This window comes from Allorhizobium sp. DMC15, assembly GCF_056314065.1.
In genome coordinates this window covers 377,827-392,315 of sequence record NZ_JBQUZB010000002.1, presented here as the reverse complement: position 1 = coordinate 392,315, position 14,489 = coordinate 377,827, and the positions used below count along the sequence as shown (strand labels likewise).

Here is a 14,489-nt window from a genome sequence, read left to right as displayed (position 1 = left end):
GCTGCGGAGCTTTCTCGCGCTTCGCGTTTGTTCTATGATCGCGGATAGGGAGATCGGCCATGCGACCGTCCGAAGTGCTGGAGAAGAACAGGCAAGCGATCCGCGATGTGACAGCACGTCACAAGGCGACAAACCCCCGTGTCTTCGGTTCTGTAGCCCGGGGTGAGGATGGACCGGACAGCGACCTGGACATCCTGGTGGATGGACTTCCAGGCATGACGCTCTTCGATCTCGGCGGGCTGCAAGCGGAGATGGAAGATCTGTTGCCCTGTCGGGTGGATATCGTCCCCTCGGGCGGCTTGAAAGAGCGGATGCGAGAGCGGATTCTTGCCGAGGCGCGGGCTATATGACCCCCGAAGAGCGGCTGCTTGATAATCTCCTAGACATTGAGGAGGCTGCAACCGAAGCTATAGGCTTTCTCGATGGGGTGAGTTTCGAGGCGTTCGAGGTCGATCTGCTGCGCCAGCGCGCGGTGGCCATGACCTTCGTCTTGATTGCGGCGGCGGCCGCCCGTATTCAGGCAAGGTTTCCCGATATTGCGTCTGAGCAACCGGAGATCGCGTGGGCACAAATGCGCGAGCTAAGTAATCTTGTGGTGCATGAATACGACCGGGTGGATTGGCGTCAGGTCTGGGATACGGTGGAGCGTGACCTTCCGAAGCTGGTTCGTCAGATCGACCAGCTCCGCCACCCGCATATCCAGGGAGAATGACCCCATTGCCCATTGACCTTCCCATCCGTCCCCTGACGGCCCAAGCCTTTGCGCCGTTCGGCGAGGTGATCGAGGCCGATCCCTCGACCGTGCGGCTGATCAACGGCGGCACGACCGAGCGGTTTCACGCGCTGTTTTCGCCTGAGGTCACGGGCGAGGGTGCTCGGGTCATCGTCAACATTTTTCGCGGCCAGCCGCGCGCCTTTCCTTATGAGATCGGCATGATGGAGCGGCATCCCTTCGGCAGCCAGAGCTTTTCGCCGCTGTCAGGCCGCCCATTCCTCGTTGCCGTCTCCCCGGATGAAGGTGGCAAGCCCGGCGAGCCACAGGTGTTTCTCGCTGCCCCGCATCAAGGGGTGAACTATCGGCGCAACACCTGGCACCATCCGCTGATGGCGATCGGGGAGGTCAGCGATTTCCTGGTTGTCGATCGCGACGGACCCGGCAACAATCTCGAAGAGTTCTTTTTCGAGACCCCCTTCACGATTCGGGAGCCCCAGATATGACCGGCCTCACCACCCATGTGCTTGACACCGCTCTCGGAAAGCCCGCCCAGGGTTTGCGCATCCAGTTGATGCGGATGAATGGCGAGGAGGCGGAACTGATCAAGACCGTCTTCACCAATGACGACGGCCGCGTCGATGGCGGGCCGATGCTTGCAGGTGACACGTTTCAGGTCGGGCAATACCAGTTGTTGTTCCATGCCGGCGATTATCTCAAGGATACGGGGGCGCCTCTGACCGAGCCCGCCTTTCTCGACGTGATTCCGATCCGTTTCGGCATTTCCGACACCACGGCGCATTACCACGTGCCTCTGCTGCTCTCGCCTTACGGCTATTCGACCTATCGGGGCAGCTGAGCATGCGTTTTGCCGCCATTGCCGATATTCACGGCAACGCGCTCGCGCTGGAAGCCGTGCTCGCCGACATCGCAGAGCAGGGGATCGCGACCGCTGACGTTGTCAATCTCGGCGATTGCCTGTCGGGGCCACTCGAAGCCGGGCGAACCGCCGATATCCTCGTGCCGCTTCAGCTGGTCACCGTGCGCGGCAATCACGATCGTTATCTGGTCGAGCATGCCGCCGGGGACATGCATGAATGGGAGGCGGACGCCTATGCGGAGCTTTCGCCCGCGCATCTCGACTGGCTGAAGTCGCTGCCCTTCGATGCGGTGTTTCGTGATGTCGCCTATCTCTGCCATGCGACGCCGCAGGAGGACAACACCTACTGGCTGGAGCAGGTTTCGGTGGAGGGTCATGTGCATCTGCGCGATCCGGCGACGATCGAGGCCTGGGCGGACGGGATATCCCAGCCCCTGATCCTCTGCGGCCACACCCATATCCCGCGAGCCGTGCAGCTTTCCGATGGACGGTTGATCGTCAATCCGGGGAGCGTCGGCGGTCCGGGCTATACGGACGACGCGCCCCATCCGCACAAGGTCGAGGCGGGGCTGCCGCATGCGAGCTATGCCATCCTGGACGACGCGTCGGGCGCATGGGCTGTCACCTTCCGGCTGGTGCCCTATGACCACATGGCGATGAGTAAGCTTGCTGCGGAACGGGACCGGCCGAGTTGGGCGAGTGCGCTCGCGACGGGTTTTGTCGAGGCGTAGGATCGGATCGGTCAGGCGCCTTGCAGACTGCGGGGCGCTCTCGACGCCCCGCATCGTCATTTTGCTCAGAACGGGCTCTCTGCAATAATGCCGCGATCCACGTCCGCCAGCTGGCGTTTGCCGCAGAGCGCCATCGTCACGTCCATCTCCTTGGCGATGATCTCCAGCGCCTTGGTCACGCCTGCCTGGCCCATGGCGCCAAGGCCATAGAGGAAGGGGCGGCCGATATAGGTGCCTTTGGCGCCCAGCGCGATCGCCTTCAGCACGTCCTGGCCGGAGCGGATGCCGCCGTCGAGATGCACTTCGATCTTGTCGCCGACGGCGTCGACGATTTTCGGCAGCATGGCAATCGAGGAATGGGCGCCGTCGAGCTGGCGGCCACCGTGATTGGACACGATGATGGCGTCAGCGCCGGTTTCTGCGGCCATGCGGGCGTCCTCGACGTCGAGAATGCCCTTGATGATCAGCTTGCCGCCCCACTGCTTCTTGATCCATTCGACATCGGTCCAGGAGAGCTTGGGGTCAAACTGCTCGGCCGTCCAGGAATGCAGCGAGGAGAGGTCGGTGACGTTCTTCGCGTGGCCATGGATATTGCGGAAGGTGCGGCGGTTGGTCTTGAGCATATTCCAGCACCAGCGCGGCCGGATCGCCATCTGGTAGAGGTGCTTCGGCGTCAGCTTCGGCGGGGCTGCGAGGCTGTTGCGGATATCCTTGTGGCGCTGGCCAAGCAGCTGCAGGTCGGCGGTCAGCACCAGCGCCGAGCATCCGGCAGCGCGGGCGCGCTCGATCAGGTTGATGACGAAATCGCGGTCGCGCATCACATAGAGCTGAAACCAGAAGGGACGGGTGGTGACAGAAGCCACGTCCTCGATCGAGCAGATGCTCATGGTCGAAAGCGTGAAGGGCACGCCGAACTCTTCCGCCGCCTTCGCCGCCAGCATCTCGCCATCGGCATGCTGCATGCCGGTGAGGCCGGTCGGCGAGAGCGCCACCGGCATCTTCACCTTTTCGCCGATCATCGTCGTTTCCAGCGTGCGACCGCTCATATCGACGAGCACGCGCTGGCGCAGCTTGATCTTCGAAAAATCGCTCTCGTTGGCGCGGTAGGTGCTCTCGGTATAGGAGCCGCTGTCGGCGTAGTCGAAGAACAGCTTGGGCACCCGCTTGCGGGCAAGGTTTTTCAGGTCTGAAATTTCGAGGATCGGTGCCATGGTGTGGTTCTCCGGAAAAGTCCTGCTTCCTGCCATATCACGGCGCCGCCGCGACTGTGAACAGAGCAAGGGCACAAGAGGTAAAATAATTTTACCTCTTGTGCCGCTCAGAAATGCTCACCCGATCTGAAGGGGCCGACGCGCATGCCGGCGGCGATGAGATAGGCCGTGGACCAGCCGATCAGCAGGAAGCCGTTGACGCCCTCGAGCGCCGCGAGCATCCGCCATTCCGGGTGGGGAACGACATCGCCATAACCGACGGTCGAGAAGGTAATGGTGGAGAAATAGAGGGCTGTTTCGAAGTCGTCGACCACGCCAATCAGCGTGAACCCTGCGGCCCAAAGCCAGACTTCCGCAGTCAGCACGGCAAAAACTCCGATCACGACGGTGTTCATGGCCAGCATCCGACTGCGATGGCCGTGCAAGCGAATCCGGTCGGTGACCCAGCTCATGGCATGGGTGACGCCAATCAGGCCAAACGTGTGGATCGCCACCGTCAGCGAGATCATCAAGGTGCCCAGCGCAAGGTTGGTGATCAGCACGACGCATCCTCCTCCGGATGACTGTGGTTCAGCGAAGGTCCTTGCGGATCATGAATTTCAGTCCCGACCAGATCTCGGTGACGGCGCAGACTTTGACATCCACGAGGCCGGTCGGCAGGAAGATGGTGCGCAGCACGTCCTCGGTGATGGTGGTCGGGACTTTCGACGCCTTCTTGGGCCAGGAGATCCACAGCATGCCCGCCGGTTTCAACATGGCTTTCAGGCGAAGCGCATTGTCTTCGAGGCGGGCGCGCTCCGTTTCGAAGACATGGAGGTAGTCGAGGTCTACGCCCTGTGCGACGTCGATGCTCGGCGCCTGCAATGCCGTGGGCAGATCGGCGGTCAGATGAGAAAGTTCTGACGGGAGCGCGACGAAGAGAGCGGCAAATTCCGGCTTCAATCCGAGCTTTTTCAGAAGAGGGGTGCCGGAATAGCCGCTTTCGCTCATGACCGTCTCATGCCTTCGCGCCTGGCTTCGATGCCTTGCCCGCCACATAGGTTTCGACCACCGACCGATCGTCGCCGAGCGTCTGCAGCAGGAAGAGTTCCTCCGAGAGCGATGTCACCGTTTCCATGCGAAGCCGCATGGCCGGGGTCGCGGCCGCATCGAGCACGACGATGTCGGCATCGGTACCTTCGTCCAGCGTGCCGATTCTGTCGGCGAGGTCGAGTGCGACCGCATTGCCGAGCGTCATGTGGTAGAAGCTTTCGAGCGGGTTCAGACGTTCGCCGAGCAGCTGCTGGATCTTGTAGGCCTCGTCCATGGTCTTGAACATGGAATAGCTGGAGCCACCGCCGATATCGGTGGCGACCGCGACGGTCACCGGCTTCTCGCGCCGCTGGATCGCCTTCAGCGGGAAGAGGCCGGAACCGAGGAAGAGGTTCGAAGTGGGGCAGTGGACGGCGACCGCGCCGCTTTCCGCCATGGCATCCGCCTCGCGGTCCGAGAGATGGATCGCATGGCCGAACAGCGCCTTCTTCCGGAGCAGGCCGTAGCGGGCATAGATGTCGGTATAGTCGGTGGCGTCCGGATAAAGTTCGCAGGTGTAGCGGATCTCGTCGTGATTTTCCGAGAGATGCGTCTGGATGTGCAGGTCGGGGAATTCTTCCGCCAGCGTCTGCGTCATCGCCATCTGTTCGGGCGTCGAGGTGATGGCAAAGCGGGGGGTGATGGCGACGTGGTTGCGGCCCTTGCCATGCCATTGTTCAATGACTGCGCGGGTCTCGTCGTAGCCGAGCTGCGGGGTGTCGAGCAGACCCTGCGGCGCATTGCGGTCCATCATCACCTTGCCGCCGATCATCAGCGTGCCGCGACGGAGGCTCTCGGCAAAGAAGGCATCAGCGGAGGCCTTGTGTACCGAGCAATAGGCAACCGCCGTCGTCGTGCCCTGGCGCAGGAATTCGTCGAAAAACTGCGTGGCAATCCGCTGGGCATGGGCGCTTTCGACGAAGCGGCATTCCTCCGGGAAGGTATAGGTGTTCAGCCACTCCAGCAGGTTGGCGGCGTAAGAGGCGATCACCTGCATCTGCGGAAAATGCACATGGCAGTCGATCAGGCCGGGCAGGATGAGATGCGGGCGGTGGTCGATCTCTGATGTCTCCGCGCCGGCCTTGGTCTTCACCTCGCCATAGGCTCCGATGGCTGAAATCTTGCCGTCCCGCACGAGCAGCGCGCCGTCTTCCTCATAGAGATAGCTCTCGCGGTCGCCGGCATGCTCGGGGGCACGACGGAAGGAGAGCAGGCGGCCGCGGATCAGGGTCTCTGTTGTCATCACTTGCCTTCGACCGTCGTCTCATACCAGGCGACGAGCAGCTTGCGCTCTTCGGGTGAGATTTCGGTGATGTTTCCGGGCGGCATGGCATGGCTGCGGCCGGCCTGGATGTAGATTTCATGGGCATGGGCGGCAATTTCGCCGTCCGTCTCAAGCTTCACGTTCTTCGGTGCGCGCGCGATGCCTTCCCAAACGGGTTCGGCTGCGTGGCACATCGAACAGCGCCCCTGTACGACATCGCGCACGGCTTCGAAATGGCCGTTGTCGACAAAGGTCTGTTGCCGCGGCGAGAGGCTCGCCTGTTCTTCGCCGGTCAGCACCTTGGGCACGGTGGAGAGCCACATGATGACGATGAAGATCAGCACCGTGACCAGCCAGGTCCAGGTCGGTTGCCCCTTGCGGGCATGCGTCGTGTTGAACCAGTGGCGGATGGTGACGCCCATCAGGAAGACGAGAGCTGCGATGATCCAGTTGAACTGCGTGGCAAAGGCCAGCGGATAGTGGTTCGACAGCATGAAGAAGATGACGGGCAGCGTCAGATAATTGTTGTGCAGCGAGCGCTGCTTGGCGATCACGCCGTATTTCGGGTCTGGCGTGCGCCCCGCGATCAGGTCGGCAACGACGATCTTCTGGTTTGGGATGATGATGAAGAAGACATTGGCCGACATGATGGTGGCGGTAAACGCGCCAAGATGCAGGAAAGCGGCGCGGCCGGTGAAGATCTGCGTATAGCCCCAGGCCATGGCGATCAGCACGATGTAGAGGAGCGCCATCAGGCCCCAGGTGTTCTTGCCAAGCGGCGACTTGCACAGGAGATCATAGAGGATCCAGCCGACGGCGAGCGACGCCAGCGACAGACAGATGGCCTGCCATGGCTCGATGTCCAGGACCGACCGATCGATCAAGAAGAGATCGGCGCCGCCATAATAGACCACGCAGAGGAGCGCAAAGCCCGAGAGCCAGGTGGCATAGCTTTCCCATTTGAACCAGGTCAGATGCTCCGGCATCGAGGCGGGGGCCACCAGATACTTCTGGATATGGTAGAAGCCGCCGCCATGCACCTGCCATTCCTCGCCATAGGCGCCGACGGGCAGGCCCGGCCGCTTCACCAGGCCGAGATCCAGCGCGATGAAATAGAAGGACGAGCCGATCCAGGCGATGGCCGTGATCACATGCAGCCAGCGGACAGCGAAGGACAGCCATTCCCAGGCAATCGCGTATTCATACATCTGATAAGTCTTTCATGTTCCCCTGTTCGATCGACATTGCGAAAAATTCCGCGGGAAGGAAAGCGGAAAGGACGCACTGCAGCAAAAGCTGCACGGGAAGTTTTTGGCGTTCGGCCTCGACACGGATTTGGGCGGCGCTTCAGCCGCGCCGGGCGGATGGGCCTCAGCTCTTTGCGCCCGCCGGCATCGCCTCGAAGCTCGGCAGAGTGCTGCGCAGGAATTCGCGGAACGCCCGGATCTTGCCGGCATTGCGCCGAGCTTCGGGATATACCAGCCAATAGTGCGATCCGTCCTCGCAGGTGAGGTCGAACGGTTGGATCAATGCGCCTGAGGCGATCTCTTCCGGATAGAATTCAGGTCGCAGGATGGCGATGCCATGGCCTGCAACAGCGGCGGCCGCTTCAAAGGACTGAGCGCCGAGCCGGGTGCGTTGGTGCGTGTCGAGTTCGACATCCGGGTAGCCGGCCGCCGTGAACCAGATCCGCCACCAGGGGTCGGACGGATCGATGATGCGCAGCTTCAGAAGGTCGAGCGGTTCGCGAACGCCGCCGATGCTGTCGGCGAGCTTCGGGCTCAGCATCGGCGTGAAATGGTTGTGCATGACGAAGTGCGCGCGCAGCCCCGGCCAGCTGCCCTTGCCGCTGCGGATGGCGAGATCGGCCTCCGTCCTGCTGAAATCGATCACCTCCTGCGAGGTCTCGAGCCGGACGGCAATGCCAGGATTATTCAGCTGGAAAAGGCCGAGGTGGCGGGCCAGCCATTGCGAGGCGAAGGTGGCGGTGGCGTGGATGATCAGCGTGCCGTCAGCCGTGTTGCGCAGATCGGCCAGCGCCTCGCGCAGCAGTTCGAACCCTTCGGTGACCTTCGGCAAGAGGCGTTCTCCGGCTTCGCTCAGCGAAATGCGTCGCGGCTTGCGCAGGAAAAGCGCCTCGCCGACATGCGCCTCCAAGAGCTTGATCTGATAGCTCACCGCCGTCTGGCTCATGCCCAGTTCTTCGCCGGCGCGGGTGAAACTCTCAAGCCGCGCAACGGCTTCGAAGACGCGCAAGGCGTTGAGGGGAAGCTGTTTCGACAGTTTCATGGATAAGGCCTCTTTATGCATGGGCAGCGTAATTGAATTGGATTGCCGCCGCAACTGCAGGCACAAGAAGAGCATCAGAAACCTGATGGTTGAAACCGCGTGGAGGCAGACATGGTGTCCGCGATCCGTAGAATCTTTCCATTCGACAGGCTGGTGTCGATCCTGTGGTCCGGAGTGACCCGGTCGCCTCCGCGCCAGCAACTGCCCCATATCGATGACATTCCCGAGGATCTCCTGAAGGATATCGGCATCGAGAAACGGACGTCATCATCCGATCCGCGCAGCGATCTCTGGCGGCATCGCCGTGGTTTGACGGACTATCTCCGTCCCGGTCCGCTCTGAAAAACGAGTTTGGGATCAGTCGTTTGTCGACATGTGCTGGCAATGTGATTCCAGCGCTTGAGAGACTGATTCAGCTCCGGGAGCCGAGCAGCACCCTCAGCAATTCGGCCGCAACCATGGCCGCGATCACGGCCGGGCGCTTGTCCTTCACCGCATTGCCGCCGATCGGCAGCGTCAGGCGCTCCATCGCCGAGCGCTGGGCGCCCTCGCGATCGAGGAAGGAGGCGAAGGTGGCGCGCTTCGTCTTCGAGCCGATCATGCCGACATAGGCGAGGTCGGTTCGGGCAAGGGCTTCCCTCCCGATCAGGAAATCCAATGCATGGTCGTGGGTCAGGATGACGACGGCACCGCCGGGCCTGACCTTCGCCACCTCGGCCTCCGGCATCGCGACGCGGCGGAAGGTGATGCCGGCGGGCACGTCGCCGTCGATCTCCGTGCGGGTGTCGATCAGGCTGACATTCAAGGGAAGGGGTGCCAGCGCGTGGGCGAGCGCCAGGCCGACATGGCCGGCGCCGAAGACCATGACGTCGGGGAATGCCGCGCGTTCGCTTGCCAGACGTTGCGTGAGTTCGGCAACGAGGGCCTGATCGACGACGCGGAACGACAGGATCGTGCGACCACCGCAGCACTGGCCGATCTCGGGCCCGAGCGGCACGTCGAGCGTCTCCGACACCGTTTCGCCGGCCAGCTGTTTGCGGGCGTGTTCGATCGCCATGAATTCCAGATGGCCGCCACCCACCGTGCCCCAGATCGATTCAGCGGAAACCAGCATCAACGTCCCGGGTTCGCGCGGGGTCGATCCCCTGGTCTCGGCGACTTCGACGAGAACGGCGTTGGGGTGGGCATTGAGGAAGGCGGGGAGGGTGGTCAGGCTCATGGTGCGGCAATCCTAGCATTCTCAAGGGGGAACTGGACAGCGCGGCTTTCAGTTTATCCGACAAAGGTTTCACAGCGCCTGTAACATGCCCGACGTGTTATGGTTTCGCCTCGAAGACACGGGGGTTTACAATGACCAGAACACAGGGCTTGATCATCTGGTTGCTCGTCGCCTGCTTTGCCGTGGCGCTATTTCTTGTCAATCCGCTCGCCGATATCGCCGCCCGCTTTAGCCGGGACGTGATGGTCGGCAGTGGCGCACTTTATGGAACGCTGCGGGTGGCCAATTCGGTGATGAGTGTCGCCCGCGACGCCGATATCTCAGGGGGCGTCGGTGTCGCCTCGGTGACAGCAAGCCCCGGACAATTGCTCCAGCCCGTCATCAACACCATTGAGCGGCTCGTCGATCTCCTCTTCGGCCTCGCCATCGTCTCGGGCATTCTGTCGCTCGTGCTGGTGCCCGTCGCCAAGGTAGCTTCCGTAGCCCTCGGCGCCTGCGCGCTGTTCTCAGCCGGACTGATCCTGACCGCACGTCAGGTGCCGCCCTTGCTGTCTCGCCTGACGAAGGCGGTCTTCGTTCTCGGTCTGCTCGGTGCCGTTCTGCTGCCGGCCTCGTACACGATTGCCTTTTACGCCGGTGACGCGATCACCGACCGCGCCTGGACCAATGCAACAGAGGTTTTCGACCGCATGCGCGGGCAGCAGGATCTGGCCGGTGCCGACGTGGACGTGGTGCCGCCTGCGGAAACCCTGTCTCCCACCGACCGCATCCCGCCGGCGGAGGATGGCATGTTCGATCGCCTCGGCTCCGCCTTTACCGGCACCCTGCAAGCAGCTTCGGATATGGCGGAAACTGCAGCCGCGAATGCACAGGTGATCCAGGATGGCGTGGCGATCTCGGCCGATCTCTTCACCGCCTCGATCGGCATCGCGACTGCCTATCTCGTCAAGCTGCTGGTCCTGCCGGTGCTGATCCTCGCAGCCTTCCTCTATCTGCTGCGGGCCGCGACACGCTGATCCATCACGCCCGTTTCAGCCGCTCCACCGCCATCAGCACCCGCTCCGGCGTTGCCGGTGCATCGAGCCGCGGGCAGATCCGGTAACCTCCCACCGATGCCACCGCCATGGAGAGCGCCTCCAGAACCGAGATCGCCAGCATGAAGGGCGGCTCGCCGACGGCCTTGGAGCGGCCAATGGTGGGTTCGGTGTTTTCAGACCAGGGCACGAGCTTGGTGTTGAAGATCTTCGGGCGATCCGAGGCGAGCGGGATCTTGTAGGTCGAGGGCGCATGGGTGCGCAGCCGTCCCTTGCCGTCCCACCAGAGTTCTTCCGTCGTCAGCCAGCCCATGCCCTGGACGAAGCCACCCTCGATCTGGCCGATGTCGATGACCGGGTTCAGAGACTTGCCGACATCATGCAGGATGTCGGTGCGCTCCATCAGATATTCGCCCGTCAGCGTGTCGATCGAGACTTCCGAGCAGGCAGCACCATAGGCGTAGTAGTAGAAGGGCGTGCCGCGACCGGCGGCGCGGTCCCAGTGGATCTTCGGCGTCTTGTAGAAGCCGGCAGCCGAGAGCTGGACGCGGCCGAAATAGGCCTGTTTGACGAAGTCGCCGAAGGTGAAGATCTGCTCTCCGACGCGCACCCGGTTCGGCAGGAACTCGACCTCCGAGGCGGGAACGCCGTATTTCTCGGCGGCAAAAGCGACCAGTCGTTCCTTGATCTGGCGAGCGGCGTCGAAGGCGGCCATGCCGTTGAGATCCGAGCCGGACGAGGCGGCGGTCGCAGACGTGTTCGGCACCTTGGCGGTCGTTGTCGCGGTGATCTTCACCGTATCGACATCGACCTGGAAACAATCGGCGACGACCTGGGCGACCTTGGTGTAAAGGCCCTGGCCCATCTCGGTGCCACCATGGTTCAGGTGGATCGAGCCGTCCTGATAGATATGGACGAGCGCGCCCGCCTGGTTGAAGGCGGTCATGGTGAAGGAGATGCCGAATTTCACCGGCGTGAGGGCGATGCCCTTCCTGATGACCGGGCTCGTCCTGTTGAAGTCGATGATCGCTTGGCGGCGCGCCTGGTAGTCGCAGGAGGTTTCGAGCTCCTCGACGACCTTCAGGATGATGTTGTCTTCCACCTGCTGGTGGTAGGGCGTGACATCGCGGCCGGAGCCCTTCTCGCCGTAGAAATTGGCCTTTCGGATCTCCAGCGGATCCTTTCCCAGCGCATAGGCGATCTCCTCGATCACCCGCTCGCCGCCCAGCATGCCCTGCGGTCCGCCGAAGCCGCGATAGGCGGTGTTGGAGACGGTGTGGGTCTTCAAGGGCTGCGAGGTCAGCTTCACATGCGGATAGAAATAGCTCGAATCGGCATGGAAGAGGGCGCGGTCGGTGACTGGACCGGAGAGGTCGGAAGAGTAGCCGCAGCGGGCGGCGAAATTGGCCTCGATGGCGTGGATCTTTCCGTCGTCATCAAAGGCGACATCGAAATCCATCTTGAAGTCGTGGCGCTTGCCGGTGACGCCCATGTCCTCGTCGCGGTCGGGGCGGAATTTGACGGCGCGTTTGAGCTTCTTGGCGGCCAGCGCCGCAAGGGCTGCGAACTGGTTGCCTTGCGTCTCCTTGCCGCCGAAGCCGCCGCCCATGCGGCGTGTGTTGACGGTGATCGCGTTGGAGGGAATGTCGAGCACATGGCCGACGATGTGCTGGATCTCGGACGGGTGCTGGGTGGACGACCAGACCGTGACATCGTCGTCTTCGCCGGGAATGGCGAGTGCGATATGGCTTTCGAGGTAGAAATGCTCCTGACCGCCGATGCGCATTGAGCTCTTGATGCGATGCTTGGCCTTGTCGAGCTCGGTTTCCGGCGTGCCGCGCTTCAGCGTCATGCCCGGCGTGACGAGTGGGCTGCCATTCTCCAGCGCGCCGTCGATGTCGGTCCAGAAGGGCAGGTCGCGGTATTCGACCTTGGCGAGGCGGGCGGCTTTCCGGGCAGCGTCGCGGGTTTCGGCGATGACGGCGAAGATGGTCTGGCCGTGGAATTCTATTCTGTCCGTTGCAATCAAAGGCTCGTCGTGGCGACCGCCGGAGGAGACATCGTTAACGCCGGTGATGTCGTTTGCGGTCAGCACATCGATCACGCCGGGATAGGCCTTCACCGCCGAGAGATCGATCGACAGGATCTCCGCATGGGCGCGATCCGCCATGCCGAGCGCGCCATGCAATAGGCCTGCGGGTTCGGGAATATCGTCGATATATTCGGCACTTCCGGCGACATGCTTGTGCGCTGAATCATGCCGCAGCGACTCGTGCATCGGCCCCTTGATGTATTTCGTCGTTTCGTAGGTCGCCTTATCCATGAAGGCCTCCGTCTTTCAGTCTCGCAAGTGAAGAGACAATTCCCCTCCCAAACCCTCCCCACAAGGGGGAGGGCTTAACCCAGCCGCCCCCTCTGGAGATTGGGCTGAGCGGGTTCCGCGAAGTCTCTCCCCCCTTGTGGGGGAGATGGCCGGCAGGCCAGAGGGGGTCTTTTCTCGTCTGTGGCCATGTCGGCGGAGCCGACAGAGGGGGGTAACTCTCGGCATGACCTAACAATGCAATCCCCATCATGCCTCCTCCACCGCAAAGCGCTGAAGTTCCTGCGGCGTGCCCGACACCTCCAGGAAGAACCGCGTCAGCAGGTTCTTCGCCGTCAGCTGGCGATACTCCGCCGTGGCGCGCCAGTCGGTGAGCGGCTTGTAATCGAGGTCGAAGGCGTCGCGGGCGGCTTCCACCGTGGCCTGCGTGAAGGGCTTGCCGTAGAGCGCTGCCTCCACGGATCGGGCGCGTTTGGGCGTGGCCGCCATGCCGCCGAAGGCGATGCGGATATGGGTGACGATGCCGGCCGCATCCTTCTCCAGATGGAAGGCGCCGCAGAGCGCCGAGATATCCTCGTCGCGGCGCTTGGAGATCTTGTAGATCGCCACGTGGCTTTCCGCCTTCGGGCGGGGCACGAACAGGCTTTCGACGAATTCGCCCGGCTGGCGGTCCTGCTTGCCGTAGTCGATGAAGAAGTCCTCGAGCGGCAGGGTGCGGGTGCCGGAGGCAGAGCGCAGGGTGACGGTCGCACCCAGGGCGATGAGGGCCGGTGGGCTGTCGCCGATTGGTGAGCCGTTGGCGACATTGCCGCCGATCGTGCCCATGTTGCGCACCTGCTGGCCGCCGATGCGCTCGATCAGACGCCCGAAGGCGGGGATTTCGCTGCGGAGTGCGGCGAAGGCGCCGGTGTAGCTGACGCCGGCGCCGAGCGAAATGCCGTCAGGCGAGACGGTGATCTTCTGCAGGTCTTCGAGGTGATTGATGAAGACCACCGGATCCAGCACGCGCATCTGCTTGGTGACCCAGAGCCCGACATCGGTGGCACCGGCAACCACGGTGGCCTTTGGGTGGGCGGCCAGGGTTTCGGCCAGGGCCTCGACATTACCGGGGATGACCAGCCTGCGGCCATCGGAACCTGTGATCGCGATCGTCTCGCGGGTGGCAACCTCTTCCAGCCGCGCAACGATATTGGCGCGCTCGCGCTCCAGCGGGTCGAAAAGGGTAGAGGGGCGGATGCGGGCCACCTGTTCGGCCGCCTTGACGATCGGCTCGTATCCCGTGCAGCGACAGAGATTGCCCTGCAGCGCCCGTTCGATTTCGGCCCGGCCAGGGTTTTCCGAGGTCAGCCACAACCCGTAAAGCGACATGACGAAGCCGGGCGTGCAGAAGCCGCATTGCGAGCCGTGACAGTCGACCATGGCCTGCTGGACCGGATGCAGCGTGCCGTCCTTCGCCGCCAGATGCTCGACCGTCACCACATGCGTGGCGTTGAGCGAGCCGACGAAGCGGATGCAGGCATTGACCGTTTCATAGACCAAGCGTCCCGAGACGAGGCGGCCGACCAGCACCGTGCAGGCGCCGCAGTCGCCTTCCGCGCAGCCTTCCTTCGAGCCGGTCAGCCGGCGCTTCAGGCGCAGGAAGTCGAGCAGCGTCTCGGTCGGATCGAGGCTTGCAAGGGCGATATCCTCGCCGTTCAGAATGAAACGAATGCTGTCTGCCATGAACTGGTCTTGTCCCCTCGATGTCCGGCTGCCGGA

The 14,489-nt window shown here is 62.7% G+C and carries 16 protein-coding genes; 7 read left to right on the top strand and 9 right to left on the bottom strand.

Annotation, left to right across the window (positions count from 1 at the left end):
• The first annotated feature begins 59 nt into the window (after positions 1 to 59).
• The 5 genes from ACT53S_RS10455 to ACT53S_RS10435 are packed head-to-tail and all read left to right on the top strand — an operon-like array spanning position 60 to position 2,323.
• On the top strand, positions 60 to 350 hold the full coding sequence (locus ACT53S_RS10455) for a nucleotidyltransferase family protein (protein WP_476066928.1): 291 nt from the start codon (positions 60 to 62) through the stop codon (positions 348 to 350).
• Positions 347 to 712: a HepT-like ribonuclease domain-containing protein gene (locus ACT53S_RS10450; RefSeq protein ID WP_476066927.1), complete on the top strand. Its 366-nt coding sequence runs from the start codon at positions 347 to 349 to the stop codon at positions 710 to 712. Before ACT53S_RS10455 ends, ACT53S_RS10450 begins: the two co-directional genes overlap by 4 nt.
• A gap of 5 nt (positions 713 to 717) precedes the next feature.
• Positions 718 to 1,218 carry an ureidoglycolate lyase gene (locus ACT53S_RS10445; RefSeq protein ID WP_476066926.1) on the top strand — a complete coding sequence of 167 codons (501 nt, stop codon included), beginning with the start codon at positions 718 to 720 and terminating at the stop codon, positions 1,216 to 1,218.
• On the top strand, positions 1,215 to 1,571 hold the full coding sequence (gene uraH / locus ACT53S_RS10440) for a hydroxyisourate hydrolase (protein WP_476066925.1): 357 nt from the start codon (positions 1,215 to 1,217) through the stop codon (positions 1,569 to 1,571). The genes ACT53S_RS10445 and uraH overlap by 4 nt, the downstream gene beginning before the upstream one ends.
• Positions 1,572 to 1,573: 2 nt before the next feature.
• The gene (locus ACT53S_RS10435; protein WP_476066924.1) at positions 1,574 to 2,323 is read left to right on the top strand and encodes a metallophosphoesterase family protein; all 750 of its coding nucleotides are present in this window, start codon (positions 1,574 to 1,576) and stop codon (positions 2,321 to 2,323) included.
• Positions 2,324 to 2,388: 65 nt separating this feature from the next.
• Here ACT53S_RS10435 and ACT53S_RS10430 read toward each other — a convergent pair whose 3' ends face one another.
• The 6 genes from ACT53S_RS10430 to ACT53S_RS10405 form a co-directional block, all read right to left on the bottom strand.
• The gene (locus ACT53S_RS10430) at positions 2,389 to 3,534 is read right to left on the bottom strand and encodes an alpha-hydroxy acid oxidase (RefSeq protein WP_476066923.1); all 1,146 of its coding nucleotides are present in this window, start codon (positions 3,532 to 3,534) and stop codon (positions 2,389 to 2,391) included.
• A gap of 107 nt (positions 3,535 to 3,641) precedes the next feature.
• Positions 3,642 to 4,076, bottom strand: a complete 435-nt coding sequence (locus ACT53S_RS10425) for a potassium channel family protein (RefSeq protein ID WP_113375223.1) — start codon at positions 4,074 to 4,076, stop codon at positions 3,642 to 3,644.
• A gap of 28 nt (positions 4,077 to 4,104) precedes the next feature.
• Positions 4,105 to 4,524 (bottom strand): hypothetical protein, encoded by a 420-nt coding sequence (locus tag ACT53S_RS10420; protein ID WP_476066922.1) that lies wholly within the window; start codon positions 4,522 to 4,524, stop codon positions 4,105 to 4,107.
• Positions 4,525 to 4,531: 7 nt separating this feature from the next.
• Positions 4,532 to 5,848 (bottom strand): guanine deaminase, encoded by a 1,317-nt coding sequence (gene guaD, locus ACT53S_RS10415; protein ID WP_476066921.1) that lies wholly within the window; start codon positions 5,846 to 5,848, stop codon positions 4,532 to 4,534.
• On the bottom strand, positions 5,848 to 7,077 hold the full coding sequence (gene puuD / locus ACT53S_RS10410) for a urate hydroxylase PuuD (RefSeq protein WP_476066920.1): 1,230 nt from the start codon (positions 7,075 to 7,077) through the stop codon (positions 5,848 to 5,850). Before puuD ends, guaD begins: the two co-directional genes overlap by 1 nt.
• A gap of 163 nt (positions 7,078 to 7,240) precedes the next feature.
• Positions 7,241 to 8,179: a LysR substrate-binding domain-containing protein gene (locus ACT53S_RS10405; RefSeq protein WP_476066919.1), complete on the bottom strand. Its 939-nt coding sequence runs from the start codon at positions 8,177 to 8,179 to the stop codon at positions 7,241 to 7,243.
• A 90-nt stretch (positions 8,180 to 8,269) separates the two neighbouring features.
• On the opposite strand from ACT53S_RS10405, the gene ACT53S_RS10400 reads away from it, so the two are divergent.
• Complete coding sequence (locus ACT53S_RS10400; protein ID WP_476066918.1) at positions 8,270 to 8,500, top strand: hypothetical protein; 231 nt, start codon at positions 8,270 to 8,272, stop codon at positions 8,498 to 8,500.
• Between the two features lie 70 nt (positions 8,501 to 8,570).
• On the opposite strand, the gene xdhC is transcribed toward ACT53S_RS10400, so the two are convergent.
• The gene (gene xdhC / locus ACT53S_RS10395) at positions 8,571 to 9,371 is read right to left on the bottom strand and encodes a xanthine dehydrogenase accessory protein XdhC (RefSeq protein WP_476067466.1); all 801 of its coding nucleotides are present in this window, start codon (positions 9,369 to 9,371) and stop codon (positions 8,571 to 8,573) included.
• Positions 9,372 to 9,508: 137 nt separating this feature from the next.
• On the opposite strand from xdhC, the gene ACT53S_RS10390 reads away from it, so the two are divergent.
• Positions 9,509 to 10,393, top strand: coding sequence for a hypothetical protein (locus ACT53S_RS10390; protein WP_476066917.1), 885 nt, complete (start codon positions 9,509 to 9,511; stop codon positions 10,391 to 10,393).
• Positions 10,394 to 10,397: 4 nt separating this feature from the next.
• Here the strand turns inward: ACT53S_RS10390 and xdhB are convergent, their stop codons facing one another.
• Both xdhB and xdhA read right to left on the bottom strand, forming a co-directional pair.
• Positions 10,398 to 12,734 (bottom strand): xanthine dehydrogenase molybdopterin binding subunit, encoded by a 2,337-nt coding sequence (gene xdhB, locus ACT53S_RS10385; protein WP_476066916.1) that lies wholly within the window; start codon positions 12,732 to 12,734, stop codon positions 10,398 to 10,400.
• Between the two features lie 246 nt (positions 12,735 to 12,980).
• Entirely contained in the window at positions 12,981 to 14,453 is a 1,473-nt protein-coding gene (gene xdhA / locus ACT53S_RS10380; protein WP_476066915.1) for a xanthine dehydrogenase small subunit, read from the bottom strand.
• Between the last annotated feature and the right edge of the window lie 36 nt (positions 14,454 to 14,489).

Bases quoted from the DNA above. Each gene is read 5' to 3' on its own strand.
- guaD (WP_476066921.1), bottom strand. From the start codon at position 5,848: ATGACAACAGAGACCCTGATCCGCGGCCGCCTGCTCTCCTTCCGTCGT.
- ACT53S_RS10430 (WP_476066923.1), bottom strand. From the start codon at position 3,534: ATGGCACCGATCCTCGAAATTTCAGACCTGAAAAACCTTGCCCGCAAG.
- ACT53S_RS10420 (WP_476066922.1), bottom strand. From the start codon at position 4,524: ATGAGCGAAAGCGGCTATTCCGGCACCCCTCTTCTGAAAAAGCTCGGA.
- uraH (WP_476066925.1), top strand. From the start codon at position 1,215: ATGACCGGCCTCACCACCCATGTGCTTGACACCGCTCTCGGAAAGCCC.
- ACT53S_RS10405 (WP_476066919.1), bottom strand. From the start codon at position 8,179: ATGCATAAAGAGGCCTTATCCATGAAACTGTCGAAACAGCTTCCCCTC.
- ACT53S_RS10435 (WP_476066924.1), top strand. From the start codon at position 1,574: ATGCGTTTTGCCGCCATTGCCGATATTCACGGCAACGCGCTCGCGCTG.
- xdhB (WP_476066916.1), bottom strand. From the start codon at position 12,734: ATGGATAAGGCGACCTACGAAACGACGAAATACATCAAGGGGCCGATG.
- xdhA (WP_476066915.1), bottom strand. From the start codon at position 14,453: ATGGCAGACAGCATTCGTTTCATTCTGAACGGCGAGGATATCGCCCTT.
- ACT53S_RS10400 (WP_476066918.1), top strand. From the start codon at position 8,270: ATGGTGTCCGCGATCCGTAGAATCTTTCCATTCGACAGGCTGGTGTCG.
- ACT53S_RS10390 (WP_476066917.1), top strand. From the start codon at position 9,509: ATGACCAGAACACAGGGCTTGATCATCTGGTTGCTCGTCGCCTGCTTT.
- puuD (WP_476066920.1), bottom strand. From the start codon at position 7,077: ATGTATGAATACGCGATTGCCTGGGAATGGCTGTCCTTCGCTGTCCGC.
- ACT53S_RS10450 (WP_476066927.1), top strand. From the start codon at position 347: ATGACCCCCGAAGAGCGGCTGCTTGATAATCTCCTAGACATTGAGGAG.
- ACT53S_RS10455 (WP_476066928.1), top strand. From the start codon at position 60: ATGCGACCGTCCGAAGTGCTGGAGAAGAACAGGCAAGCGATCCGCGAT.